We start from the raw sequence: 25,212 nt of genomic DNA on the forward strand, positions 1-25,212 counted from the left end.
TGGCTACTGCACGTCCACGAAGTCGCCCGTCGCGTTGGCCGCTGGAGTTGTCGCCGTGCCGGCGAAGCTGTAGCGGAAGTAGCCGTCGGTGGAGGCGGTGAGGGTCGTCTTGAGGTTGCCCGTCGAGTTGGACTTGATGGTCTTCACCGTGGTGTAGGTGCTGCTGCCCTTCTTGCGGAACTGCAGCTTCACCGACTGGTTCGTGTAGCCGTGGTACTTGTTGTCCTCCCAGTTGGCCCGGGAGAGCTTGCCGGTGACCGTGATGGTCTTGCCCTTCTTCACCGGTTCCGGGGAGGCGTTCACGGTGAGCTGCGAGGCGCGCTGCACCTTGAACGTGGTGGCCGCGTCCCGGTGGATGTAGTCGAGGTCGTTGGCGGAGACCAGCGTGCGGAGATTCCAGGTGGCCGCCGCGTTGTTGTCGACGAAGCCGGTCGACGCCTGCGGGTCGAACGTCAGCGTGCCCGAGCATGTGGACGTCGTGGCGCTCACCTCGACGCATGTGATGTCGCCGTCGTCCGCCCAGATCTGCGCGTAGTTCGGCGTCGGGCCGGAGGCGCTGATGTACGTCGTCTCGGCGATGCCGGAGTCGTCCGTGGCGGTCACGGAGACCTTGGCGGACACCACCTTGGTGGTACCGACCACGACCGGCTTGCCGCCGTTGACGACGACCTTGTCGATCGTGATGTCGCCCGCGCCGCCGTCGGCCGCCTGGGCGGCGGTGGTGCCGATGGCGCCGGCGACCAGCGCGAGGCTGGTGCCGAGCAGGGCGAAGCGCCCGATTGTGCCCATGAATATCCCCCACGAAGTCTTGGATCACCAGAAGGATCAGAGACGTCAGCCACATCTGAGACGTCAGCGATGATCGGAGGTGATCAGTGATGATCAAGGGGAGCGTACGGCGTTGGGCAACGGTTCACCACGGGTTAATTCGGGATATCGGCGCATCCGCCGTTCCAACACCCGGCGGAACGGGCGTTGCACAGCAGGTGCGCACAGGAAAGTGATGACCACCGCTGCCAGCAGCGTGACCGTGGCGACGCCCGCCGGCTGGTGGAGCCAGGGCAGGCGGTACAGGCCCCAGTGCTCGGCCGCCTGGGCGAGGAAGCCGTGCAGGAGGTAGGCGTAGAGGGTGCCCGCGCCCAGGGTTGTGAACCATCTTCCGCCGCCCGGTACCCACGCGAGGAAAGCGCAGACGAGTGTCACCGAGCAGCCGAACGTCGCCAGCGTCATGACGGGGCCGGACCACACCGGCGCCCCCAGGGCCGTCGCGCTGTCGTTGTGGAAGAACCAGGCGTAGTTCATCCTCGGCACCGCCCAGTACGCCACCACCAGTGCGCAGGCCAGGACCGGTGCGGCCAGGAGGCGGGCCTCGCGGCGGTGCAGCAGCCGCAGGTGCTCGGGCTTCAGGCACAGGCCCAGCACGAAGTACGGCAGGAACTGCGCGACCCGCTGGAGGTCGAGGTCGTCGCCGATGGACGGGGAGAGCGTGGCCAGGGCGGCGATGGTGAGGGCCCATGGGAGCGGTCGGCGCACCGTCCTCCAGATCGGGGACGTCAGACGCCAGATGAACAGGGCCGCGAGGAACCAGGTCAGGTAGAGCGGGTCGAGGAGGGTGACCGGGCGGTCGGGGTCCTCGCTGCTCCAGCGGGTGAAGAAGGTGTAGGCCGTCTCGAAGAGCACGTAGGGCAGCACCGTGCGCTTGAGCAGGCCGCCGAGTTTTCTCGGGGTCGCCTCGAAGCCGCGCGAGAAATAGCCCGCGATCACGGCGAACACCGGCATGTGGAAGGCGTACACGAGCGTGTACAGGGCGGTGACCGTCCTGCTCCCCTCGCGCAGGGGCTCCCAGGCGTGCCCCACCGCGACCAGGACGATCGCCAGGTACTTGGCGTTGTCGAGGAAGGGGTCCCGCCCTGTCGGTGCCTGTCTCTCCCCCGCTTCCGCCGACGGCGGCGGAGCCTGTCGTCGCTCCGGTGCGGCAGTGGCGTCTGTTACCGGTGTGGCGCTTGTGGGGAGCAGCATTGCCAGCACCCTAAGCACATCGGCCGGTCCCGGCTCAACCCCACCTGATAGCTTCTACAGTACTGTAGAAGCTATCGATCGTATGGAGTTCTCATGGCCCTGTGGGACCGCATCAAGGAGTCCGCATCGACGATGCAGACCCAGCTGGTGGCGAAGAAGAACGACCTGAAGAGCGGTGCCTTCCGCGACGCGAGCATGGCCATGTGCGCGCTCGTCGCCGCCGCGGACGGCACCGTCGACCCCTCCGAGCGGCAGCGCGTGGCCCAGCTGATCGCCGGCAACGAGGTGCTGCAGAACTTCCCCGCCGACGATCTGCGCCGCCGTTTCGAGGAGAACCTCGACCGGCTCACCAGCGACTTCGACTTCGGCAAGGTGAGCGTGATGCAGGAGGTCGCCAAGGCGAAGAAGAAGCCCGCCGAGGCACGTGCCGTGGTCCAGATCGGCATCGTCATCGGCGGCGCCGACGGCGACTTCGACAAGGACGAGCAGGCCGTGGTCCGCGAGGCGTGCTACGCGCTCGGCCTGCCGCCGCACGAGTTCGACCTCTGAGACTCCGAGAGTCGCGCATCCGCACCCGGCCGGTCCCCGTCCGTGCGGCGCGGGGCCGGTCAGCGGATGCGTTCGGGGTCGAGGTCCTTGCCCACGACCAGGGTGACCACGCCGGGCGTGGCGTCCGGCGCCCGCGCGGCCCTGGCCCCGGGCAGCCGTGTGGCGAGCGCCCTGGCCTGTTTCTCCAGGCCGGGCGGGTGGGTGACCGTGGTGGTGCCGGTGTTCTCGGGTGCGTTGCCGGTGCCCGTGACCGTGATCCCGGCCGTGCGCAGCCGCTCCGCGACGGTGCCGGCCAGGCCCTGGACCGAGGTGCCGTTGAGGACCTGGACGCGCACGGCGGAGGCGTACAGCGGGTCCTTCGCGTCCGCCTCCAGCCGCTTCTTGTCGACCTCCTCGTCCTTGGCCAGGGCGGTGAACAGGTCGGCGGCCTGCGGGTACTGCCAGACGACGTTGGCCCTGTCGGTGGGGATGTCCGCCTCGCGCGGGTAGTTGGGGACCGTGAGGAAGGTCAGGCGGTCGCGCGGAATTCCCTTGAGCTCCGACGCGAGGCCGTACAGCGGCTTGATGCCGGCCAGGTCGGGGTCCGTGGTCAGGGACTTGGTGGCGGACCTCAGAAAGCCGTAGAGGGAGTTCGGGCTGGTGAGCTTGGACTGCGCCTTGGCGGCCAGGGCGTCCATGAACTCCTGCTGACGTCCGATGCGACCGATGTCGGAGTTGTCCCCGACGCCGTAGCGGACCCGCACATAGCCGAGTGCCTGTTCCCCGCGGACGGTCTGACAGCCGGGCTCCAGGTCGAGCCGGGCCTTCTTGGAGTGGATGGCCTCCTCGGGGCAGACCTCGATGCCGTCCAGGGCGTCCACCATGCCCTTGAAGCCCTGGAAGTCCACGGACATGAAGTGGTCGATGCGCAGCCCCGTGTTGGCCTCGACCGTCTTGATGGAGCAGGCGGCCGCCCCGGCGACCTCGCCACCGCCGCCGCCGATCGCGAACGCCTCGTTGATCTTGAAGTGGTGCGGGGCGGAGCTGCTGCCGTCGCCCTTGTCGCAGGCCGGTATGCCCACCCAGGAGTCGCGCGGGAACGACACGACGGTGGCCCACTTCCGGTTCGCGGGCACGTGCAGCACCATCAGCGTGTCCGACTGCATGGTGGTCAGGTCCTTGCCGTACCGCGCGTTGGCGCCGTCGCGGCTGTCGGAGCCGACGACGAGGATGTTCTTCGAGCCGGGGCTGAGATTGACCGGCCGGTCACCGCCGATCCGGTCGTCCACGTCGGCCGACCTGATGTTGTCGTCGAGGTCCTGGTAGACCCAGGCGCCGACGCCGGCGACCCCCAGGACGACCGCCGAGGTCACCCCCGCGCTCCACGCCAGAATCCGCCCCCGCCGGGTCGGCCGTGCCGCGCCTGCCACGCTCCCCGCCCCGGCCGCCGTACGCCGCCGTCTCCCCGTTCCGCTCATCAACGTCCCTCCCCCTCGATTCCGTTGCCCCGCCCGGCCGATAACGCGCCCCGGGTCACAGGGGCGTCGCCGCGTGCAGGATGAGGACCATCGTCACCGCCGAGTTCGCCGACGACATCGCCGATACGGCCGTTCCCACGGCCGCGCACCACACCGCGAGGCCCACCGAGGTGAACAGCGACGGCCAGCGGCGCGCCACCGGGGCGGGCCCGAGCAGCGCGGCGACCCGGCGCGGCACGGGACCCGGCGCCGCGAAGCCGGCCAGCGTCGCGACCGGCGCGCCCCGGGACACCAGCGCCGCCCTGCCGATCGCGCACGCCACCGTCCGGCGGCTGCCGACCGCCTGGGCCGCGGCCTCGTCGGCCCAGCGTTCCGCCGTGTACGACACCGCCGTACGCAGCGGGCGCAGGAACGGGTTGGCGCGCGCGGCCAGTTGGACGGCGAGCAGGAAACGGTGGTGGCGCTCGGTCAGATGGGCCCGCTCATGGGCGAACAGCGCCCGGCGTTCGGCGGGTTCGAGGTGGTCCAGCAGGCCGGTGGTCACCACCACGCGGTCGCGCCGCCCGCCGGGCAGGGCGTACGCGTACGGCAGCGCGTCGGGCAGGACGGCGACCCCGGTGCCCGGCAGGCCGGTCAGCGCCCGGTGGGCCCGGCGGCGCACCCGGGCGTGCCGCCACAGGGTCCGGGCGCAGGCCACGACCACCGCGCACAGGGCCGGGATCGCCGCCTTGCCGACGACCTCGTCATAGGGCACGGCCGCTCGCACCTCGGGGTCCGACCAGCCGTCGGGCAGCGGGTTGCCGGGCAGTTGAGCGGTGCCGACGACCATGGCCAGGGCCAGGCACACGGTGCTGCACGCCGCCATCACCGCGGCGACCGCGGTGAGCAGTCTCGTGGCGGTGCGGGGATGCAGGTGCTGCTCGGCCAGGCGGGCGATCGGCCATGCCGTGAGCGGCAGGACGAGCGGCAGAAAGACGAAGACCCCCATGAGGCGTCAGTCTTCCCCTTCGTCCCGGGACCGACGCACGCCGCCGGCCCGGCCGAGCAGGTCGCGCAGCAGCCGTTCGTCGTCCGGCCCGAGGCCCGTGACAAAGCTGGCCAGCACGGCCTCCCGGTCGCTCTCGGCGTCCAGCACCCGGCGCATCCGGTGCGCGGCCAGGCCCGCCTGGTCCGAGACCGGCGTCCACGCGAAGGACCGGCCGGCCCGCTCCCGGGTCACCGCGCCCTTGGCCAGCAGCCGGGTCAGGATCGTGATCACCGTCGTATAGGCGAGGTCCCCGCCGAGACGCTCCTGGACCCAGCCGGCCGTCGCCGGCCCGTCCGCCTCGGCCAGCGCCGACAGGACCAGCGCCTCCAGCTCACCCTGTCCCCGGCGCCGGGGTGCCTGCCGGTGATCCGCCATGCCCTGTCTCCCTTCCGCCGGCCTGCACGTCATGTGCGATACATCGGGCCGTACATCGTAAGGAAAGCAGAAAGGGGTCGGGCTACGCTTCGGGCCTGGGCGCCGCAGCACCCCGGCGTCCCTGCTCACCTGGAGGACAGGACCCCATGTTCGGACTGAGTGAAGTCGCCGTCATCCTCATCGTCGTCATAGCCGTCCTCTGCGCGAAGAAGTTGCCCGAACTGGCCCGTTCGGCGGGCAAGTCGGCGCGCATCCTCAAGGCCGAGGCCAGGGCCACGAAGGACGAGGACGACCCGGCGACGCCCCGGGTGATCCCGGGCGAGACGGTCACGCCGGGCACGGACGAACCGAACGGGCAGGGTACGCAGCAGCCGCGGCAGTGACCGCGGCGATCGACGACTCAGCTCCTGGATCCGGGGCGGGTGACCAGGCCGTGGACGGTGACGTGCAGGTGGTCCAGGTGGTCGGCCTCTCTCGGGTCGGTGCCCTCCCGGTTCAGCTCCTCGTCCAGCGCCATCGCCGCGGTGACCAGCGCCAGATGCGTGAACGCCTGGGGGAAGTTGCCGAGTTGCTCGCCGGAGGGGCCGATCTCCTCGGCGAACAGGCCGACATGGTTGGCGTAGGTCAGCATTTTGTCGAAGGCGTAGCGGGCCCGGGCGAGCCGGCCGCTGCGGGCGAGGGCCTCGACGTAGAGGAAGCTGCACAGGTTGAAGGTGCCCTCGGAGCCGCGCAGGCCGTCCGGGGAGGCCGCCGGGTCGTAGCGGTAGACCAGACTGTCGCTGACCAGGTCGTGGTTCATGGCGTCGAGAGTGCTCAGCCAGTCCGGATCGTGCGCGGAGACGAAGCCGACCCGGGGCATGAGCAGCAGCGAGGCGTCCAGGACGTCGGTGTCGAAGTGCTGGACGAACGCCTGCCGTTTGTCGTGCCAGCCCTGCTCGACGATCTGCCGGAACACCGCGTTGCGGGCGCGCGTCCAGCGCTCGGTCTCGGCCGGCCGGGAGGTGTAGAGAGCGGCGCGGATGCCGCGGTCGAACGCGACCCAGGTCATCAGCCGGCTGTAGGTGAAGTTCTGCCGCCCGCCCCGGGTCTCCCAGATGCCCTCGTCGGGCCGGTCCCAGTGGTCGCACAGCCAGTCCAGCACCCCGCTCAGCGACTTCCAGCCGCGGAGCGCGCCGATGTCCCGGCCGACGATCAGGGCGTCGGCGGCCTCGCCGTAGATGTCGAGCTGGAGCTGGTCGGCGGCGGCGTTGCCGGCCCGCACGGGCCGTGAGCCCTGGTAGCCCTCCAGGTGGTCGAGGGTTTCCTCGGTCAGCAGCGGGTCGCCGTCGACCCGGTACATGATCTGCAAGGGGTCCCCGGTGGCCGAGCCGCCGGCGTCGATGCGGTCGCGCAGCCAGCGCCGGAAGGCGTAGGCCTCGTCCTGGAAGCCCAGGTCGATCAGCGCCCGTACGGACAGCGAGGCGTCGCGGATCCAGGTGTAGCGGTAGTCCCAGTTGCGCTCGCCGCCGATCTGCTCGGGCAGGCCCATGGTGGCCGCGGCGACGGGCGCCCCGGTGGGGGCGTAGGTGAGGAGCTTGAGCGTGATGGCCGACCGGTTCACCACGTCCTGCCAGCGGCCCCGGTAGGTGCACGAACGCAGCCACGACAGCCAGAAGGCCCGGCAGTGCTCCAGTTGACCGATCGCCTCCTGAAGGGACGGCGGGGCCGGGGCCGCGGCGCCGCCGGCCGTGCTGGTCAGCACGACGCCGGCGATCTGGCCGGCCGACAGTGTGAAGCGGGCGGTGACGTCGTCCCCTTCGGCGTGCAGGGCGATGTCTGCGGTGGTCTGCACATGCAGGTCGGTGCCGGGTCCGCGCAGCACGGCCCGGTGGTCGTCGGTCCGGGTCAGGCTGTGCGGGGCGCGGCCGTAGTCGAAGCGCGGGCGGCACGCGAAGGCGAACGGCAGGCTGCCGCGTACGACCCTGATGAGCCGGATCAGACAGTGCCGGTCCGTGGCGGCGGGCGACTCGACGGGCGGCATGAAGTCGGCCACCTCGCCGACGCCGCCCGGCGCCATGAACCGGGTGAGCAGGATCGCGGTGTCGGACAGATACAGCTGGCGCACGCTCATCCCGCCGTCGGGCGGCTCCGCCGCCAGCCGGCAGTGGCCGCCGCGCTCGCTGTCCAGGAGCGAGGCGAACAGGCTGGGCGAGTCGAAGCGGGGTGTGCACCACCAGTCGACGGTGCCCTCGGAGGACACGAGGGCTGCCGTCTGGAGGTCGCCGACCATGCCGTGCTCCGCGATGGGTGGGTACTGGTTCACGAGCCCCTCCTGGGCGGGTGGACGGGGACCCGGACGCACGGCCGGCGACCGCGGCTAGACGGTGGCGTCGTCCTTCCGCGAGACGCACAGCGCCCAGATGATGAACCCGGACATGGCGATCAGCACGACCGACCAGACCGGGTAGTAGGGCAGGGAGAGGAAGTTGGCGATGATGATCAGCCCTGCGATGGCCACGCCACCGACCCGGGCCCACATCGCCGGCTGGAACAGCCCGATGCCGATGATCACGGCGACCGCGCCGAGGATGAGATGGACCCAGCCCCAGCCGGTGAGGTCGAACTCGAAGACGTAGTTGCGAGTGGCGACGAAGACGTCGTCCTCGGCGATCCCCATGATGCCGCGGAAGACGGCGATGAGGCCCGCGATCGTGAGCATGACGGCGGCGAAGACCGTCAGGCCCCCGGCCCAGGCGTATTTGGTCTCGTGCGCCTGCTTGGACTGCATGGCGGCCATGGTGTTCCTCACTTCCTTTTGCGTGCTCAGGGCGTGCTCGGGTGCGTCGGTCTCGGGTGCGTCGGTCAGGACGGGGTGGCGGAGTCGCTGCGGCCGGACGGGCCGGCGCCGCTGAGGACGAGTTCCTTGGCACGGCGGAACTCGTCGTCCGTGATGTCGCCGTGGGAGCGCATCTCGGAAAGCTTGGCGAGCTCTTCGGCGCTGCTGGGCTTCTTGGCCTCACCGGCCCGGTCGCGGACGTAGTCGTCGAACATCCGCTGCTGCTTCTGGGCATGGTCGATCTCGCGCTGGCCCATCGACTTGCCGCGGGCGATGAGGTACACGAACACGCCGAGGAAGGGCAGCACGATGCAGAAGACCAGCCAGCCGGTCTTGCCCCAGCCGCTCAGGCTGTCGTCGCGGAAGATGTCGCCGATGATCCGGAAGAGCAGGACGAACCACATGATCCACAGGAAGAACCACAGGAGCGTCCAGAACATGCTCAACAGCGGATAGTCGTAGGCGAGGTACGTGGTCGTGCTCATCGTCTGCCTCCGTCCCGGGCGGGGTACTCGGCTGCCGTCCCCGCCGCTTTCAGCGTGCGCATGCTCAACGGGAACGTCCTCACCCTGGGCGGGTGAAGCCTGCCCGGTGCAGCGCGGACCGCCAGGCGAGGGCGAGGCCCAGCTCGGTCAGCCCGAGCAGCAGCAGCCAGAGGCCGACCAGCCTGGTCAGGACGACGGCGGACTGGCTGGGCGTGGCCAGCACCACGATGCCCGCGATGACGCCGAGCAGCCCGGCGACGAGGACGAACCCGCGATGCGGCAGCCCCTTGGCGGCCAGGGCCGTCCAGGCGGTCAGCATGCCCGTGACGACCCAGACGGCCCCCACGATCAGGGAGAGCGCGGCGATCGTCTGGAGCGGGTGGCGCAGACACAGGACGCCGGCGAGGACGTACAGCGCCGCGGCGAGCAGTCCCAGATGGCGGTCGCCCTGCTCACGGGCGAAGGACGAGACGAACCGGAACGCACCCGTCACCAGCAGATACAGCCCGATGATCACCGCCAGGACGTGCAGGGTGGCGTCCGGCCAGGCCAGGGCCAGGATGCCCGGCACCAGCGCGGCCACCGCCGACCCCAGCAGCCACAGCCACGAGCCGCCGAGATCGGCCAGCAGCCGCTCGGTGTCCTGGCCGGCGGCGGGGCCCGTCCCGTCGGCCAGCGGATCAGGCCCGGTGTCCGGTCCCGGACCCCGCGGAACGGTCATGGCTCCTCCTCGCGTGATACGGCCGGCGACCACCGGACCGTCGACGGAACGGTGTGCGGCACCCTCACCGGGCCAGCGTCGCGCTCGCCGCCGCGGGCCGGGTCACCCCTCACGGGTGATCCGCGAACGGGGCGGCGGCGATGAGGTGGGGTGGAAGGGTCCGCCGGTTCTGCGCGCCAGGAGCGCCACGGCCGCCCGGAGGTGGAGGGTGAGCCATGTCGGTACCGAGTGCGTTCGCGGCTTCGCTGTCGCCCGAGGAGCGGGCCGCGTACGGCAGAAGCGCCCGCAGCCGTGTCTCCCGTTCCGGCCAGGGCCGGTACGACTCGGGGGACCGGACCGACCCGATCGAGGTGATCGAGCGCCAGTCGGCCCAGCGGGTCCCGGAGTTGGTGCCGATCCGCTACGGCCGGATGCTGGAGTCGCCGTTCCGCTTCTACCGGGGCGCCGCGGCCATCATGGCGATGGACCTGGGCCGGATGCCGCACACGGATCTGACGGTGCAGCTCTGCGGGGACGCCCATCTGCTGAACTTCCGGCTGCTGGCCTCCCCGGAACGCCATCTGGTCTTCGACATCAACGACTTCGACGAGACGTTTCCCGGCCCGTTCGAGTGGGACGTCAAACGGCTGGCGGCCAGCTTCGTGATTGCGGGCCGCGCGAACGAGTTCTCCACCGCCGAGCAGAACGCGGCCGTACGGGCATGTATGCGGGCCTACCGGACGCGGATGCGGGAGTTCGCCGGGATGCGCACCCTGGACATCTGGTACGCGCAGGACGACGCCGACCACCTGCGTGAGCTGATGGCGTCCTCGATGAGCAAGGACGCCAGGCGCCGCACGGCCCGGGCGACCGCCAAGGCCCGTACGCGCACCTATCTCCAGGCGTTCGCCAAACTCACCCGGGTCACCGCGGAGGGCCTGCGGATCGCGCCGGACCCTCCGCTGATCATCCCGCTCAGCGACCTGATGTCCGGCTCGGGCGCGGGCGACGAGGCCAAGGAACTGCAGACCGTCTTCGAGGAGTACGTGAAGACCCTGTCGTCCGAGCGGCGGCATCTGCTGAGCCACTACCACCTGGTCGACATCGCCCGGAAGGTGGTGGGCGTCGGCAGCGTCGGCACCCGCTGCTGGATCATCCTGCTGCTCGGCCGGGACGACGACGATCCCCTGCTGCTCCAGGCCAAGGAGGCCCAGGAGTCGGTACTGGCCGCGCACACCGACGGCCATGTGCGCTTCGACAACCAGGGCCGCCGCGTGGTGACGGGACAGCGGCTGATCCAGACGACCAGCGACATCTTCCTGGGCTGGACCCACATCGTCAGCGGCCTCGACGGCCGCGGCCGGGACTTCTACGTACGCCAGCTGCGGGACTGGAAGGGCATCGCCCGGCCGGAGACCTGGGACCCCGCCATGCTGCGCCTGTTCGGCGATGTGTGCGGAGGCAGCCTCGCGCGCGCCCACGCCCGCTCCGGCGACCCCGTCGCCATCGCCGCCTACCTGGGCGGCAGCGACCGCTTCGACCGTGCGCTGATCGAGTTCGCGCAGGCCTACGCCGACCAGAACGAGCGGGACTTCGAGGCACTGGGCGTCGCCGCCCGCTCGGGCCGCGTGCGGGCGAAGGACCTCTGAGGACGAAGGACTTCTGAGGACGGCCGGGCGGCCGGTTCACCACCGCCTCGGCGGTCAGTCGGGCACCGCCTCGGCGGTCAGTCGGGCAGCCGGCGCATCTCCAGTACCCGCAGGCCCAGCGACTGGCAGCGGGCCAGCAGGCCGTAGAGGTGGGCGTCGTCGACGACGGGACCGAACAGCACCGTCTGTCCGGACATGACCACGTGATCCAGTTCCGGAAAGACCTTGGCCAGGGTCTTCGACACATGTCCTTCGACACGGATCTCGTAGCGCATGTGCTGCCTCCCGCCGACAGCCGCTGGCAGACCTGCCTCGGACATGGTCCCGCTCCTGGCGGGGTCGCCACCTCACCCGGTGCAGGTGACCCGCCTCGCGAAGGGAAAATGTCGCGCTTCCCGCGACGGGAGTCAGTTACGAAGGGAGTCAGCGCGACGGGAATCAGTGCGTCACGACGATCTTGAAGACGATGATCAGCAGACCGAGCAGCAGATTGACCGAGGCGGAGACGGCCATCAGCCGCCGGGTGGCGCCGGCCCGCCGCGCCGCGGCCACCGACCAGCCGACCTGCCCGGCCACCGCCACGGACAGGGCGAGCCACGCGGCTCCCGACACGTCGAGCCCCAGGAGCGGGCTGACGGCCACCGCCACGGCCGGCGGGACGGCCGCCTTGACGATCGGCCACTCGTCCCGGCACACGTGCAGCACGGTCCGCCGGTTCAGGGGGTGCTGGGCCAGGCGGGCGCCGAAGAGCTGGGCGTGCACATGCGCCACCCAGAAGACCAGACCGGTCACCAGCAGCAGCGCGACCAGCTCCGCGCGCGGATAGTCGCCCAGCGCGCCGGCGCCGATGATCACGGAGGCGGCGAGCATGGAGCCGTAGACGCCGCCGGTGTAGTCGGCGCTCGCTCGGTGCTCCGCCCGGCGCTCGCGCGCGGTGGGCGGGTCGGTCGGGGACATGGCCGCCTCCCGGGGTCGGCGCGCGTGCGTCACAGCAGGTGCAGCTCGCGGGCTCGGCGTACGGCGTCGCCCCGGCGGTTGACCGCCAGCTTCCGGTAGACGCTCTTGAGGTGGGTCTTCACCGTGTTCACGGAGACGTACAGATCGGCGGCGATGTCCTCGGTCGACATCATCTGGGCGAGCCGCTGGAGCACATCGCGCTCCCGCCCGCTCAGGTGCTCCACGAGCAGCGGCCCGGGCTCGTCGGCGGCGGCGGACGGCATGAGCCAGCCCGCCGCGAGCCCGCGCAGCGGTGCGGTGGCCAGGTAGGGCCCGACCCATCCCCCCGCCTCCAGGAACGGCAGCCGCAGCCGCTCGCGCCGGGCCTCCGTCAGGGCGCGGGCGAGCAGTCTGCGCACGGTGGCGGCGTCGCCCCGCGCGTGCGCGGCCTGGGCCCGCAGCAGCGTGGCCCGTACGAGCAGCGCCGGGCCGGTGCGCTCCTCGGTGCCGACGACGTCGAGCAGGCTCAGGGCCGCGTCCGGGTCGCCCGCCGCGAGGTGGGCCCGCGCCGCGCCCACCGCGCAGGTGGGCTGCCGGCCGGCCACCGGCTCCAGCAGCTCCGCCGCCTCCCGCGGCCGGCCCTCGGCCAGATGGGCGGCCGAGGCGACCAGGGCGGCGTGGCCGCGCTCCCAGGGGGAGGCCACGTCGGCGGTCACGGCGGCCTCGGCGGCCTCCAGGGCGGCGCGCGCCCTGCCCCGGGCCAGCAGGAGATGGGCGGTCGCGATCGAGCGGCCCGCGGCCGTCACCGGGTCGCGCGGCGGGCACTCGTCGGCCCGGTCGAGGAGTTCCTCGGCCTCGGCCAGCTCGCCCCGGTCCACGGCGACCGCGGCCAGGACCAGGCGTCCGAGGGCGGAGCCGGACGCCTGCGGCAGGCTGAACCGCTCGGTCTCGGTCATCGCCGCGACGGCCTTGCGTTCCGCGCGGGTCGGCCAGCCGTCGAGGTAGTCGATGAGCGCCAGATGCTCCAGGGACTCCTCCCGCGGCAGGGCCGTGGCGGCGCCGGCGGTGCTGTCGGCGACGGTGGTCAGGGCATCCCGTGCCGCGTCGAAGCGCCCGGCCCACAGCCGTGCCGAGCCCAGGTGCGTCAGCAGCAGGGCGGGCAGCTCGGGGTGCTTGTCGAGCAGCTGGGCGGGGACCTCCCGCTCCAGCTCACGGGCGGTCCGTACGGCCTCCTCCGCGCGGCGCGGGGACCCGGCGAGCCGGGCCGCCAGGGCCTGCAGCAGGGCGCAGCTCAGCTGGGCCGCCGCGGGGCGGGAGCCGTCGGCGGCCAGTTGCTCCTCGGCGTGCTGGAGATGGGCCAGCGCCCGGTCCAGGTCGCACTGGGACAGGTCGCGGGCCGCGCGGACCAGGTCCGCGGCGGGGCTCGTGGTGCCGGGTCCCATGCCGGAGAACAGCTCGGTCAGTTCGTCGGAGCGCAGGCCGGTGAAGAGCTGGCCGATCGCCAGGTCGTCGACGAGGGCGCCGGCGGTGAAGTCCCACTCGCCCGCCGCCGCGCCGTGGGCCAGCATCTCCGGCAGCAGCCCGGAGCGGCCCAGCCAGCGCGCGGCCCGCAGGTGCAGCTCCGGTTCCAGGTCGGCGCAGCGCTCGCGCAGATGGGCGCGCAGGATCTCCCGGAACAGCGGGTGCAGGCGGTACCAGGTGTGTCCGAGGTCCTCCACGAAGGCGTTCTCGCGGTGCAGCCCGGCGAGGATGGACTCGGCGTCGGTCCGTCCGGTCAGCTCGCCCGCAAGGCCGACACAGAAGCGTTCCAGGACGCTGACCCGCAGCAGGAGGTCCTGGGTGGGCGGCGGCTGCCGTTTGAGGACCTCCGCCAGCAGGAAGTCGGCGACCGTGCTGTGCCCGGCCTCGAACTCCTTGAGATAGCCCTCCGGGTCCGGCTGCTGCCGCGCGGCCAGGGCGCACAGCCGGAGCCCGGCCGCCCAGCCCCGGGTGCGGCCCACGAGGGCGTCCGCCGCGTGGACGGGCAGGCACAGCCCGTGCAGTTCCAGCAGGGCGACGGTCTCCTCGGGCGTGAACGCCAGCTCGGCGTTGCGGATCTCGGTCATCGTGCCGGCCGTGCGGTAGCGGTGCAGCGGCAGCAGCGGTTCGGTGCGGGTGACGATGACCAGGCGCAGTCCGGGCCCGGCGTGGTGCAGCACGAACTCCAGCTGTTCGGACAGCTCCGGGGAGCTGACGCGGTCGTACTCGTCGAGCACCACGGTCACCATCCGGCCGCTGTCGCCGAGCTGCGCGGCGAGCCGGGTCAGCAGGGTGCGGCTCACCCGGTTCGCGGGGCAGCGGATGTCGTCGGCGACCGGCACTCCGACGGTGCGCAGAGCCTGTAGGAGATGGGCCCAGAACATGCCGGGGCTCTGGAGTGCCGGGTCGAGCGTGAGCCAGGCGACCGGCTGCCCGAGGCCGGCGGCCCAGTCGGCGACCAGCAGGGTTTTGCCGGCGCCCGCGGCGCCGTTGACCATCGTCAGCGGGGTCCTCAGGGCCTGGTCGAGATGGTCGACCAGCCGCTCGCGCCGCAGGAAGGTGCCCGGCCGGGCCGGCAGCGCGAACCGGGTCCGCAAGTACGGGTCGCCCAGCGGATCGACGTGATCGGCGGCCGGTTCGTCCGGGATTTCGTCGCTCACCACCACAGCGATCACCGCCCTGCGCGATCGGGGATCTGCTCCCCCCACCACCATCACAGCTTTGCCGCGTTCCTGCTCGTCAAGGTCCGAAAGCCGCCTCACCTCGGCCTTCCGGCGAGGAGAGGCACCGAGACGCAGGTCACATCCACCCATGTCACAGGGGCCCGGGCCATCTCGTCCCGTGGGTGTAGCCACTACGACAGCCAAGGGAGCACCCATGGACGCGCGTCTGAACTTCTTCGCCGACCCGGTCACCGGCAAGGCCCTCAAGCACGTCATGGCGGCGGGCAGGGTCGTCAAGGACTCGGCGCTGCCGGCCGCGACCCAGGAGCTGGTGTCCCTGCGGGTGAGCCAGATCAACGGGTGCGCGGTCTGCGTCGACATGCACACCAAGGAGGCCGCCGCGGCCGGGGAGAGCGCGGTGCGGCTGCACCTGGTGGCGGCGTGGCGGGAGGCCACCGTCTTCAGCGAGGCGGAGCGGGCCGCGCTGGAGCTGGCGGAGGCCGGGACCCGGATCGCGGACGGGGCGGGCGGGGTCTGCGACACGGTGTGGGAGAACGCCGCCCGGCACTACGACGAGGAACAGCTGGGGATGCTGCTGTTGCTGATCTCGTTCATGAACCTGGCGAACCGGCTGAACGTCATGACCCGCCAGCCGGCCGGCGCCTACGAGGTCGGCCAGTTCCACTGACCGGCCGGAACACCATCAGGGGGTTGCGATGAGCAAGGTCGGGGAGTTCGAGGCGCTGCGGCCGCTGCTGTTCTCGATCGCCTACCGGATCCTGGGCAGCGTGGCCGAGGCCGAGGACGCGGTGCAGGAGGCCTGGCTGCGCTACGACGGCTCCTCGACCCGGCCCGCCTCGGCCAAGGCGTATCTGTCGGCCACGGTCACGCGGATCTCGATCGACGTGCTGCGTTCGGCGCGGGTGCGGCGGGAGGAGTACACCGGGCCGTGGTTCCCGGAGCCGCTGCTGAGCGACCCGTACGAGGATCCGGCGCGGGCGACGGAGCTGGCCGACTCGGTGTCGATGGCCGCGCTGCTGCTGTTGGAGCGGCTCAGTCCGCTGGAGCGGGCGGTGTTCGTGCTGCGGGAGGTCTTCGGCTTCGGGTTCGACGAGATCGCCGCGGCGGTGGACCGGTCGGAGGCGGCGTGCCGTCAGCTGGTGGTCCGCGCGCGGCGGCACATGGCGGCCGGCCGGCCCCGGTTCGCGGCCGACCGGCAGGAGCGCCAGGAGCTGGCGAGCCGGTTCTTCGAGGCGCTGAAGGACGGTGATGTGGGCGCTCTGCGGAATCTGCTGGCCGCCGACGCGCAGCTCGTCGGGGACGGCGGCGGCAAGGCCCCGCAACTGGCCCGGGCGGTCGTCGGGGCGGAGAACGTGGCCCGGCTGCTCGCCTCCGTCGTCCCGCGGCTGGCCCGCGTCGAGGTGTCCTTCGAGCCGCACGAGATCAACGGCCAGCCGGGCGCCGTCTACCGCGACCGGGACGGCAGGGTGCTCCAGACCCTGGTGCTCGATGTGCTCGACGGGCGGATCCAGACGATCCGTACGGTCCTCAACCCCGACAAGCTGGGGCACATGGGTCCGGTGGCCGACGCCTGGGAGATCACCCGCGAGCTGAAGCGGGCTCCCCGGCAGGGCTCCTGACCGCATCGTCCGGCACCGGTCCCTCCCCTCGTGGGGACCGGTGCCGAACGGCGGGGCGGCGTCGATCCGTGACCCGCGGCCGGCGGGGCCGGGGGTCAGAGCGGATCGAGCAGGACCTGGGCGGCGCGACGTGCTTCCGGTTGCTGCGGAAGTTGATCCGGTGAAAGGTGTCCGAGAACATGCGGCGCCATGAGTGGTGTCTCCGAGCTCCGGCCTGGTGGCCTGCCTGGGCGACGCGCGAGAGGTGCGCACTTGCGTCGTGATCCTGCCAGCCGAGGGTGCCGGCGAGGAGGTTCCGGTCTCCGGACACCGCATTAACCGCAGGTCAGCCGTATAAGGTGAGTTTTCCGGTCCGGATGCCCAGGTGCGGCTGAGTAAAGGAGTGCAGGCCTTGAGTTCCGACTCGTCGGCGCGCACAGCCTTCGCGGAACGGCTCGCGCTGCTCTACAGGGAGGCCGGGAATCCACCCCTGAAGAGCGTGGCCGAGGCGGTCGTCCGGCTCCAGCGGGTCGACGAGCGGGGGCGGCCCGTACGGGTCTCGGCACAGCGGATCAGTGACTGGCGCCGGGCCCGGAACGTACCCGCGCAGTTCGCCGCCCTGTCGGCCGTCCTGCACGTGCTGATCCCGCAGGCGCGGCGCGAGCGGCCCACTCCCGTGTCCGCCGGACTCTACGACCTCGGTCAGTGGCAGCGGCTGTGGGAGCGGGCGACGGCCGGGGAAGAGGAGGAGCAGACTCCGCCCGAGGCGCCCGCGATGTCCGGCGGTGTGTGCCCGTACCGGGGGCTCGCCTCCTACCGGCAGGAGCACGCCCGCTGGTTCTTCGGCCGGGAGCGCAGCACCGACGCCCTGGTCGCCCAGCTGCGCGCGGTGGAGAAGAGCGGCGGCCTGGTCATGCTGGTCGGCGCCTCGGGCGCCGGGAAGTCCTCCCTGCTGAACGCCGGTCTGGTGCCCGCCCTGCGCGAGGGGGCGCTCGGCGGTGCGAACGCCGGGGGCGGCACGGTCGTCCAGCTGGTTCCGGGCGGCGATCCGCTCGCGGAGCTGTCCCGCCGGATACCGGAGCTCACCGACGTCATCGCCTCGGCCGGCCCCGACCGGACGCCGGAGGCGGACGACCCGGACGGCGGTCCGGAGGAGACCACCGAGGCGGACGCCCACGAGCCCTGTGCCGACTTCGTGCGCACCGCCCGCGAGGCCGTGGCCGCGTGGGCCCGCCGCGAGGCCTCGGCCACCGCGCCCGCGGTGCTGATCGTCGACCAGTTCGAGGAGACCTTCACCCTCTGCCCCGACGAGTCCGACCGCCGCGCCTTCGTCAAGCTCCTCCATGCCGCCTGCACCCCCGCCGAACCCGGCGACCCGCCGCCCGTCCTCGTCGTCCTCGGCATCCGTGCCGACTTCTACGAGCAGTGCCTCGCCCACGCGGAGCTGGCCGACGCCCTCCAGCACCGGCACATGGTGCTCGGGCCGCTGACCACCCCGGAGCTGCGGGAGGCGGTGACCGGGCCGGCCAAGGCGGTCGGTCTCGAGCTGGAGCCGGGACTGGCCGAGCTGATCGTGCGGGAGGTCAGCGCGGACGGGCCGCGCGGGACCCATGACGCGGGCGCGCTGCCCCTGCTGTCACACGCGCTGCTCGCCACCTGGCAGCGGCGCAAAGGGGGCCGGCTGACGGTCGCCGGATACCGGGCCGCGGGCGGCATCCAGGGCGCGGTCGCCGCCACCGCCGAGCGTGCCTGGTCCGGCCTGGACCCCGCAGCCCGCACGGCCGCCCGGCTGCTGCTGCTCCGGCTGGTCCGGCTCGGCGAGGACACCCAGACGACCCGGCGCCGCGGCACCCGGCGGCAGCTCGCGGCCGAGTCCACGGACCCGGGCAAGACCGAGGAGTCCCTCGAAGCGCTGGTGCGCGCCCGTCTGGTCACCCTGGACGCGGAGACCGTGGAGATCACCCACGAGGCACTGCTGCACGCCTGGCCACGGCTGCGGGACTGGATCGACGAGGACCGGCAGGGCAATCTGCTGCGCCAGCGACTGGAGGAGGACGGCCGGGCCTGGGAGGCCTCCGACCGTGACTCGTCGCTGCTGTACCGGGGTTCCCGGCTGGAGCAGGCGCGCGGCTGGGCGCGGTCGGCCGGGGACACGTTCCTGACCCGTGGCGCGGTGGAGTTCCTGGCCGCCTCGGTCCGGCTGCGCCGGCGCACCGTGTGGATCCTGCGCGGCGCGGTCGCGGCGCTGGTCGCGCTGGCGATGCTGGCCGTCGGCGCGGCGGTGGTCGCCTGGGACCAGCGCAACGACGCGATGTTCGCGCAGGTGCTCGCCGAGGCGGACCGGTTCCAGTACACCGACCCCTCGCTGTCCGCCCAGCTCGACCTGGTGGCGCACCGGCTGCGCCCGGACGACGAGGACACCACCAGCCGGCTGATCTCCATCGTGAACGCGCCGCTGGCCACCCCCCTGCGCGGCCACACGGGCGCCGTCTACCTCACCTCCTTCAGCCCGGACGGACGGCTCCTGGCCACCGCCAGCTACGACCGGACCGTACGGCTGTGGGACGTCGCCGACCGGGACCGGCCCAAGCCGCTGGGCAAGCCGCTGACCGGGCACAGGAGCTGGGTGAGCAGCGCGGTCTTCAGCCCCGACGGCCGCACCCTCGCCAGCGCCGCCGACGACGGCACGGTCCGGCTGTGGGACGTGACACGGCCGAGCCGGCCGCGGCCGATCGGCGCGCCCCTGACCGGCCACAAGGGCACGATCTACCTGGTCGCCTTCAGCCCGGACGGCCGCACCCTCGCCTCCGTCAGCGAGGACCGCACCGTACGGCTGTGGAACGTCGCCGACCCGAAGCGCCCGAAAGCGCTCGCCACGCTCGCCGAGGCCGACGCCGCCGTGCGGTCGGTGGCGTTCAGCCCGGACGGCGACACCCTCGCGGCCGGGGGCGACGATGACACCATCCGGCTGTGGGACGTCACCGCGCCGGACCGTCCCGAGCAGCTCGCCACGCTCGGCGGCCACACCGACCTGGTGCACTCGGTCGCCTTCAGCCCGGACGGCCGCACGCTCGCCAGCGGCAGCGCGGACGACACGATCCGGCTGTGGGACGTGGCCGACCCGCGCCGCGGCCGGCAGCTCGGCGCGCCGCTGACCGGCCACACCGGCCCCATCTGGTCGGTGGCCTTCAACCCCGACGGCAACACGCTCGCCGCCGCCAGCGCGGACAGCACCGCGAGTCTGTGGAACGTCAGCGACCCGGCGTATCCCTCCCAGGTCGGCGAGCCCCTCGCGGGTGCCAGCGGCGAGATGTACGCGCTGGGCTTCAGCCCCGACGGCCGCACCCTGGCCACCGGCAGCGGCGACAGCAAGGTCCGGCTGTGGTCGATCCCGACGTCCGACATGATCGGCCGCAGCGGGGCGTTCCGGCCGGACGGCAAGGTGCTCGCCACGGCCGCCCGGGACGGCAGCGTCCGGCTGTGGAACGTGGCGAAGCCCGCGAGGCCCGTCCTGCTGAACACGCCCTTCATGCCCGGCGACGGCGGCCAGCGCTCCCTGGTGTTCTCCCCCGACGGCCGCACCCTCGCGGTGCTGACCGGCAACCGCGCGGTCCATCTGTGGGACATCCGCGACCCTTCCCGGCCGGTCCGGCTCGGCCCGCCCCTCACCCTGCGCACCCGGTTCATGGGCCCCGACGCCCTGGCGTTCAGCCCGGACGGCCGCACCCTGGCCACTGCCTACGACGACCGCACGATCCGGCTGTGGAACGTCTCCGACCTCGCCCATGTCGTCCCGCTCGGGGAGCCGATCACCGGCCACACCGGCTACATCAACTCCCTGGACTTCGGCCCGGGCGGCCACACGCTGGCCAGCGGCAGCGCGGACGCCACCGTGCGGCTGTGGGACGTGGCCGAGCCGGACCACCCGAAGGCGCTGGCCCGGCTCACCGGGCACACCGGTCCCGTCAACGCGCTCGACTTCACCCCGGACGGCCACACGCTGGCCAGCGGCAGCGACGACGACACCGTACGGCTGTGGGACGTCGCCGACCCGAGCGCGGCGAGCGGGCTGGGCTCCCCGCTCACCGGTCACACCGAGGCGCTCGTGTCGCTGACGTTCAGCCAGGGCGGGCACTATCTGGCGAGCGGCGGCAACGACAACACCGTCCGGCTGTGGAACGTCGCCGACCCGTCCGACGCGTCCGCGATCGGCCAGGCGATGAGCCCCAACGCCAAGACGGGCAACTTCCTCTCCTTCAGCCCCACCAGCCACATGCTCGGCGTCTCCAGCGGCACCGACACCGTGCGGCTGTGGAACCTCGACGTGGACCAGGCGATCAGCCGCGTCTGCTCCACCACTCAGGGCGTGCTGACCCGGGACAAGTGGCACGAGTACCTGCCCCGGCTGTCGTACGAACCGCCGTGTTCGCGCTAGTCCGGTGCGCTCAGTGACCACGCTGCGACGCAAATGAGGGAGAACGGCCTCAGCGGACAGCGGTTTCCGTGATCCCGATCACAACGCCTCCTCACAGCCGAGGAGGCGGCTCCCGTGAGGCAGGCAGCCTTGTTACTGTTGGTCCCAGCCCGATCGCTGGTGCATCCCCCGTCGCCAGCGATCGGGTCTTCTCATGTCCGATGCCGTCCGACGCCGTCCGCCGTGCCGCGTCGCACGAGGGAAGGGTGGTGAACGCCGCCGTGTCCCGGCGCGTCATCGTCGTCACCGCTGTCCACGCCCCTTCGGCGAGGTTTCTGCCCGAGGCCCATGAGTCGCTGCGGGCGCAGGAGTTGCCGCCCGGCTGGGAGTGGCACTGGGTGATCCAGGAGGACGGCCGCACGGACGAGGTCCGTCCCCATGTCCCCGACGACCCCCGGGTGACCTTCCGTCAGGGACGCCCCGGCGGCCCGGGGGTGGCCCGCACGCTCGCGCTGGCGCACGCCGAGGGCGAGTACGTGAAGATCCTGGACGCCGACGACCGGCTCACCCCGGGGACGCTGGCCCGCGATCTCGCCGTACTGGAGGCCGACCGCACCGTCGGCTGGACGACCTCCCGCGCCCTGGACCTGCTGCCGGACGGCAGCACGGCCGGCTTCCCCGGCGACCCCGACGACGGGCCGATCGAGCCGGGCGCCGTGCTCGACTTCTGGCAGGCCAACGACTTCCGCGCCCAGGTTCACCCGGCGACCCTGTGCGTGCGCCGGGACCTGCTGCTCACGCTGGGCGGCTGGATGGCCCTGCCGGCGTCCGAGGACACCGGCCTGCTGCTCGCGCTGAACTCCGTGAGCCGGGGCTGGTTCTCGGCGCGCACGGGGCTGCTCTACCGCAAGTGGGACGGCCAGGCGACGGGGCAGGCCGCGCACGTCGACCCCGCCGAACGCGCCGCGCGGATGGCGGTGGTGGCCGCCAGGGCACGGGCGCTGGGCTCGTCCGGCTGGCGCTACCCGCCCGCTGGTCGGTGAGGGAGGTGGCCTGGGACGGGCAGTTCTCGACGGCCTACCGCACCCGCGGGTCGTCGAAGCTCGCCTCCCGTCCCGGTCGCACCACGCCGTAGTCGTCCACGAAGTCGAAGACCGCCGGCGCCCGGTACGCGCACTCGCCCGAGCCGTAACAGAGGTTCGGGTCGATGGAGATCTTCATCCGCGCTCCCGTCGTACGCACCGGCCCCTTCTAGCGCTGCTGGTCAAAGGGGAGATCGAGCATCCGGATCGCGTTTCCGCGCAGCAGCTTGTAGGCGACCTCGTCGGAGAGCCCGCCGACGTGTTCCGCGGCGACCCGCCTGGTCTCCGGCCAGGTGGAGTCGACATGCGGATAGTCGGTCTCGAAGGTCGCGTTGTCGACGCCGACCGTCTCGATCGCCTCGATGCCGTGCTTGTCCCGGAAGAAGCAGCAGAAGATCTGGCGGTAGTAGTACATCGACGGAGGCTCGGGGATCAGGTCCTTCACGCCGCCCCACGCCCGGTGCTCCTCCCAGACGTCGTCCGCGCGCTCCAGGGCGTACGGGATCCAGCCCATCTGGCCCTCGCTGTAAGCCAGTTTGAGGCGGGGGAACTTCACCAGCACCCCCGAGAAGAGGAAGTCCATCATCGACGCCATGGCGTTGTTGAAGCTCAGCGAGGCCTGCACGGCGGGCGGGGCGTCCGGGGACGCGGCCGGCATCTGGGAGCTGCTGCCGATGTGCATGTTGACGACCGTGCCGGTCTCCTCGCAGGCCGCGAAGAACGGGTCCCAGTAGCCGGAGTGGATGGACGGCAGCCCGAGATAGGTGGGGATCTCGCTGAACGTCACCGCGCGCACCCCGCGCGCCGCGTTGCGGTGGATCTCCGCGACCGCGAGGTCGATGTCCCACAGCGGGATCAGGCACAGCGGGATCAGCCGGCCGCCGCTGTCACCGCACCACTCCTCCACCATCCAGTCGTTGTAGGCGCGCACACAGGCCAGCCCGACCTCCTTGTCCTTGGCCTCCGCGAAGGTCTGGCCGCAGAAGCGCGGGAAGGTGGGGAAGCAGAGCGAGGCCTCGACATGGTTGATGTCCATGTCCGCGAGCCGCGCCTTCGGGTCCCAGCAGCCGCGGCGCATCTGCTCGCGCGTGATGCCGTCGAGCGTCATCTCGTCCCGGGAGAAGCCGACGGCCGCGATGATGCGTTTGTACGGGAACAGGTCGCCCTCGTACTCCCACCAGTCGGTGAGCTGACCCTCCGGGTCCGTGGTGAACCGGTACTTCCCGCCGATGTACTCGAGTTCACCGATCCCGGCGGTGAGGGGCTTCGGACCCCGGTCCCGGTACTTGGCCGGGAGCCAGGTCTCGAAGAGATGCGCGGGCTCGATCACATGATCGTCCACGCTGATGACCCTGGGCAGGTCCTTCGTGCCGCTCTCGGTACTGGCCACGCCATGCCTCCCGAATCTGACGACCCATCAGATTCAGGGTAGGCGTCGGGTCGAGGGGCGGCAAGAGAGGGCGCCTCGGGGAGCCTTGGGGAGCCGTAGGACAGGGCGCGCGTCAGCCGTTCCAGCTCTCGTCGTACGGATCCGTCGGCTCTGCCACCGGCTTCGCCTCCGTGACCTCGATGAACGGGATCGGGCCGCCGTTGACCGGGTCCTTGGCGCGGCGCGGGGTGTAGGTGCCGGTGACCCGGAGCCAGGTGTCCGGCTGGAGGACCGGCGGGACCTGGCCGGTGAGGGCGATCTTGACCGGCTGGGCGTCGGCGGCACAGCAGTTGAGGGCCATGCGGACGAGGTAGGGGGTGCCGTCGCGGTCCAGGGCGAGGAAGCCGGTGAGCTGGATCCGGCGGTCGTGGAGGGTGCGGCCGTGGTCGTAGACGGCGCGGCCCGCGTAGTCGACGACATTGAGGGGCAGGGGGTCGGCCGCCGGGAGGTCGGGGTAGGCGAGTGGTTCCTGGAGGGCCGTGCCGGTGCGGGTGGCGCTGTAGGAGCCGAGGGCGGGCGGGGCGACCAGGATGAGGGCGAGAAGGGGGAGGACGAGGAGCCAGGAGATGCGGGGTTCGGGGTGGGAGTGGCCGGCGTCCGGGCGTTCCGTGGCCGGGTGTTCCGTGTGTGAGTGTGCGGCTTCGGCCCGCTTCCGGCTTCGTGCCCGCTTGCGCTCGTACCAGGCCGTCGCCACCGCCGCCGCGATCAGTACCGCGCCCGAGAGCAGCACCAGTGGGCGCAGGCCCTGTTTGACGTAGCGCAGATAGAGGTCGGTGGTGGCGGCGTGCAGCAGGGACGCGCCCAGCAGGAACAGGACGGCGGCTTGGGCCTGGCGGTTCACAGCATCACCCATCCGGTCAACACCGACACCACCACGGCCAGCGCGAACGTGGCCGGGGCGAACCGCACGGCGAAGGAGCGGCCGAACGTGCCCGCCTGCATCGCGAAGAGCTTGAGGTCGATCATCGGGCCCACCACGAGGAAGGTGAGGCGGGCCGTGAGCGAGAACTGCGACAGCGACGCCGCCACGAACGCGTCCGCCTCCGAGCAGATCGACAGCACCACGGCGAGGACCGCCAGGGCGAGCACGGCGAGCACGGGGTTGTCGGCCGCCGCGCGCAGCCAGCTCTCCGGGGCCACCGCCTTGAGGGTCGCCGCCGCCATCGCGCCGACCACCAGGAAGCCGCCCGCGTGCATCACGTCGTGCCGGACCGAGCCCCAGAAAGCCTCGCCCTTGCTGTCGCCGTCATGGGACGGACGGGACGGCGGCCGCAGCCAGTCCGTGCGGCCCAGACGCAGCCACAGCCAGCCCATCGCGCAGGCCACCAGCAGACTCGCGAGCAGGCGGGCGAGGACCATCTCCGGGTTGCCGGGGAACGCCACCGCCGTCGCCGTCAGCACGATCGGGTTGATCGCAGGCGCGGACAGCAGGAACGTCAGCGCCGCCGCCGGGGTGACACCCCGCCGTACCAGCGCCCCGGCCACCGGCACCGACGCGCACTCACAGCCCGGCAGCACCGCCCCCGCCGCTCCCGCGACGGGGACCGCGAAGGCGGGCCGGGACGGCAGGGCGCGGGCGAAGAAGGACGGCGGCACGAACACCGCGATGGCCGCCGAGAGCAGCACACCCAGGACCAGGAAGGGCAGCGCCTGCACCATCACCGCGACGAACACCGTGGTCCAGCTCTGCATGACCGGCGCGGCCAACGCACGGCGGATCGGGCTCTGCAGCAGCACCAGCACGAGCAGGACGATGGTGAGAAGGAGGGGGGAGTTGAGGTGCCGCCCCTCTGGTTCGACCCGTTGCGGGGCGGGCTTGGTGATCGCCACGGGCGACGTACCTCCGGTGGTGCGGGACGCTGAATTTCCCTCCCCTCCAGTACGGCCGGACGGGCGCGGGCGTTCAGATGCGCAGAGATGGCTTCTGGAACCACACGTCACCTTGAGGCAGTCTTTTCCCTCGTGGGGAGCGTTC

22 protein-coding genes and 1 pseudogene are annotated in these 25,212 nt (G+C 72.0%); 7 read left to right on the forward strand and 16 right to left on the reverse strand.

Annotated elements, in window-relative coordinates; translation table 11 throughout:
• Positions 1–3 precede the first annotated feature (3 nt).
• Positions 4–789, reverse strand: coding sequence for a calcium-binding protein (locus tag ACFPQ9_RS11145; RefSeq protein ID WP_380850588.1), 786 nt, complete (start codon positions 787–789; stop codon positions 4–6).
• Positions 790–882: 93 nt separating this feature from the next.
• The gene (locus tag ACFPQ9_RS11150; RefSeq protein WP_380850591.1) at positions 883–2,019 is read right to left on the reverse strand and encodes an acyltransferase family protein; all 1,137 of its coding nucleotides are present in this window, start codon (positions 2,017–2,019) and stop codon (positions 883–885) included.
• A 93-nt stretch (positions 2,020–2,112) separates the two neighbouring features.
• Between ACFPQ9_RS11150 and ACFPQ9_RS11155 the strand changes: the two genes are divergently transcribed.
• Positions 2,113–2,568 (forward strand): tellurite resistance TerB family protein, encoded by a 456-nt coding sequence (locus ACFPQ9_RS11155; protein ID WP_380850593.1) that lies wholly within the window; start codon positions 2,113–2,115, stop codon positions 2,566–2,568.
• A 59-nt stretch (positions 2,569–2,627) separates the two neighbouring features.
• On the opposite strand, the gene ACFPQ9_RS11160 is transcribed toward ACFPQ9_RS11155, so the two are convergent.
• The 3 genes from ACFPQ9_RS11160 to ACFPQ9_RS11170 are packed head-to-tail and all read right to left on the reverse strand — an operon-like array spanning position 2,628 to position 5,427.
• Positions 2,628–4,025 carry an LCP family protein gene (locus ACFPQ9_RS11160; protein ID WP_380850596.1) on the reverse strand — a complete coding sequence of 466 codons (1,398 nt, stop codon included), beginning with the start codon at positions 4,023–4,025 and terminating at the stop codon, positions 2,628–2,630.
• A gap of 55 nt (positions 4,026–4,080) precedes the next feature.
• Positions 4,081–5,013, reverse strand: a complete 933-nt coding sequence (locus ACFPQ9_RS11165) for a M56 family metallopeptidase (RefSeq protein ID WP_380850599.1) — start codon at positions 5,011–5,013, stop codon at positions 4,081–4,083.
• Positions 5,014–5,019: 6 nt separating this feature from the next.
• On the reverse strand, positions 5,020–5,427 hold the full coding sequence (locus ACFPQ9_RS11170; RefSeq protein ID WP_380850602.1) for a BlaI/MecI/CopY family transcriptional regulator: 408 nt from the start codon (positions 5,425–5,427) through the stop codon (positions 5,020–5,022).
• A gap of 146 nt (positions 5,428–5,573) precedes the next feature.
• On the opposite strand from ACFPQ9_RS11170, the gene ACFPQ9_RS11175 reads away from it, so the two are divergent.
• Complete coding sequence (locus ACFPQ9_RS11175) at positions 5,574–5,810, forward strand: twin-arginine translocase TatA/TatE family subunit (protein WP_380850605.1); 237 nt, start codon at positions 5,574–5,576, stop codon at positions 5,808–5,810.
• A 17-nt stretch (positions 5,811–5,827) separates the two neighbouring features.
• On the opposite strand, the gene ACFPQ9_RS11180 is transcribed toward ACFPQ9_RS11175, so the two are convergent.
• The 4 genes from ACFPQ9_RS11180 to ACFPQ9_RS11195 all read right to left on the reverse strand — a co-directional run bounded on the left by ACFPQ9_RS11180 (position 5,828) and on the right by ACFPQ9_RS11195 (position 9,448).
• Positions 5,828–7,729: a glycoside hydrolase family 15 protein gene (locus ACFPQ9_RS11180; RefSeq protein ID WP_380850608.1), complete on the reverse strand. Its 1,902-nt coding sequence runs from the start codon at positions 7,727–7,729 to the stop codon at positions 5,828–5,830.
• Positions 7,730–7,783: 54 nt separating this feature from the next.
• Positions 7,784–8,203, reverse strand: a complete 420-nt coding sequence (locus ACFPQ9_RS11185; RefSeq protein WP_380850611.1) for a DUF7144 family membrane protein — start codon at positions 8,201–8,203, stop codon at positions 7,784–7,786.
• A gap of 65 nt (positions 8,204–8,268) precedes the next feature.
• Positions 8,269–8,727: a PLDc N-terminal domain-containing protein gene (locus ACFPQ9_RS11190; protein ID WP_380850614.1), complete on the reverse strand. Its 459-nt coding sequence runs from the start codon at positions 8,725–8,727 to the stop codon at positions 8,269–8,271.
• Between the two features lie 79 nt (positions 8,728–8,806).
• Complete coding sequence (locus ACFPQ9_RS11195) at positions 8,807–9,448, reverse strand: HdeD family acid-resistance protein (RefSeq protein WP_380850617.1); 642 nt, start codon at positions 9,446–9,448, stop codon at positions 8,807–8,809.
• Between the two features lie 215 nt (positions 9,449–9,663).
• On the opposite strand from ACFPQ9_RS11195, the gene ACFPQ9_RS11200 reads away from it, so the two are divergent.
• Positions 9,664–11,076, forward strand: a complete 1,413-nt coding sequence (locus ACFPQ9_RS11200) for a DUF2252 domain-containing protein (protein WP_380850620.1) — start codon at positions 9,664–9,666, stop codon at positions 11,074–11,076.
• 77 nt (positions 11,077–11,153) lie between these two features.
• On the opposite strand, the gene ACFPQ9_RS11205 is transcribed toward ACFPQ9_RS11200, so the two are convergent.
• From ACFPQ9_RS11205 to ACFPQ9_RS11215, 3 genes are all read right to left on the reverse strand, one after another.
• Entirely contained in the window at positions 11,154–11,351 is a 198-nt protein-coding gene (locus ACFPQ9_RS11205) for a hypothetical protein (RefSeq protein ID WP_380850622.1), read from the reverse strand.
• 163 nt (positions 11,352–11,514) lie between these two features.
• Positions 11,515–12,033: a hypothetical protein gene (locus tag ACFPQ9_RS11210; protein WP_380850625.1), complete on the reverse strand. Its 519-nt coding sequence runs from the start codon at positions 12,031–12,033 to the stop codon at positions 11,515–11,517.
• A 29-nt stretch (positions 12,034–12,062) separates the two neighbouring features.
• The gene (locus ACFPQ9_RS11215) at positions 12,063–14,744 is read right to left on the reverse strand and encodes a winged helix-turn-helix domain-containing protein (RefSeq protein WP_380851029.1); all 2,682 of its coding nucleotides are present in this window, start codon (positions 14,742–14,744) and stop codon (positions 12,063–12,065) included.
• Positions 14,745–14,907: 163 nt separating this feature from the next.
• On the opposite strand from ACFPQ9_RS11215, the gene ACFPQ9_RS11220 reads away from it, so the two are divergent.
• From ACFPQ9_RS11220 to ACFPQ9_RS11235, 4 genes are all read left to right on the forward strand, one after another.
• Positions 14,908–15,381, forward strand: coding sequence for a carboxymuconolactone decarboxylase family protein (locus ACFPQ9_RS11220; protein ID WP_380850628.1), 474 nt, complete (start codon positions 14,908–14,910; stop codon positions 15,379–15,381).
• A 28-nt stretch (positions 15,382–15,409) separates the two neighbouring features.
• A complete protein-coding gene (locus ACFPQ9_RS11225) occupies positions 15,410–16,333 on the forward strand; it encodes an RNA polymerase sigma-70 factor (RefSeq protein ID WP_380850631.1) in 924 nt (307 codons plus the stop codon).
• A 382-nt stretch (positions 16,334–16,715) separates the two neighbouring features.
• Positions 16,716–20,747, forward strand: coding sequence for an nSTAND1 domain-containing NTPase (locus ACFPQ9_RS11230; protein WP_380850634.1), 4,032 nt, complete (start codon positions 16,716–16,718; stop codon positions 20,745–20,747).
• Between the two features lie 248 nt (positions 20,748–20,995).
• Complete coding sequence (locus ACFPQ9_RS11235) at positions 20,996–21,769, forward strand: glycosyltransferase family 2 protein (RefSeq protein ID WP_380850637.1); 774 nt, start codon at positions 20,996–20,998, stop codon at positions 21,767–21,769.
• 37 nt (positions 21,770–21,806) lie between these two features.
• Here ACFPQ9_RS11235 and ACFPQ9_RS11240 read toward each other — a convergent pair.
• The 4 genes and pseudogenes from ACFPQ9_RS11240 to ACFPQ9_RS11255 all read right to left on the reverse strand — a co-directional run.
• A pseudogene (locus tag ACFPQ9_RS11240) lies at positions 21,807–21,947 on the reverse strand (ferredoxin); the annotation flags it as partial.
• A gap of 30 nt (positions 21,948–21,977) precedes the next feature.
• Complete coding sequence (locus ACFPQ9_RS11245; RefSeq protein ID WP_380850639.1) at positions 21,978–23,198, reverse strand: amidohydrolase family protein; 1,221 nt, start codon at positions 23,196–23,198, stop codon at positions 21,978–21,980.
• A 112-nt stretch (positions 23,199–23,310) separates the two neighbouring features.
• Positions 23,311–24,078, reverse strand: coding sequence for a TIGR03943 family putative permease subunit (locus tag ACFPQ9_RS11250; protein WP_380851032.1), 768 nt, complete (start codon positions 24,076–24,078; stop codon positions 23,311–23,313).
• Entirely contained in the window at positions 24,075–25,067 is a 993-nt protein-coding gene (locus ACFPQ9_RS11255; RefSeq protein ID WP_380850642.1) for a permease, read from the reverse strand. Before ACFPQ9_RS11255 ends, ACFPQ9_RS11250 begins: the two co-directional genes overlap by 4 nt.
• Positions 25,068–25,212: the final 145 nt, after the last annotated feature.

It is taken from the genome of Streptomyces coerulescens, assembly GCF_042657965.1.
In the GTDB taxonomy this organism is placed as follows: Bacteria; Actinomycetota; Actinomycetes; order Streptomycetales; family Streptomycetaceae; genus Streptomyces; species Streptomyces coerulescens.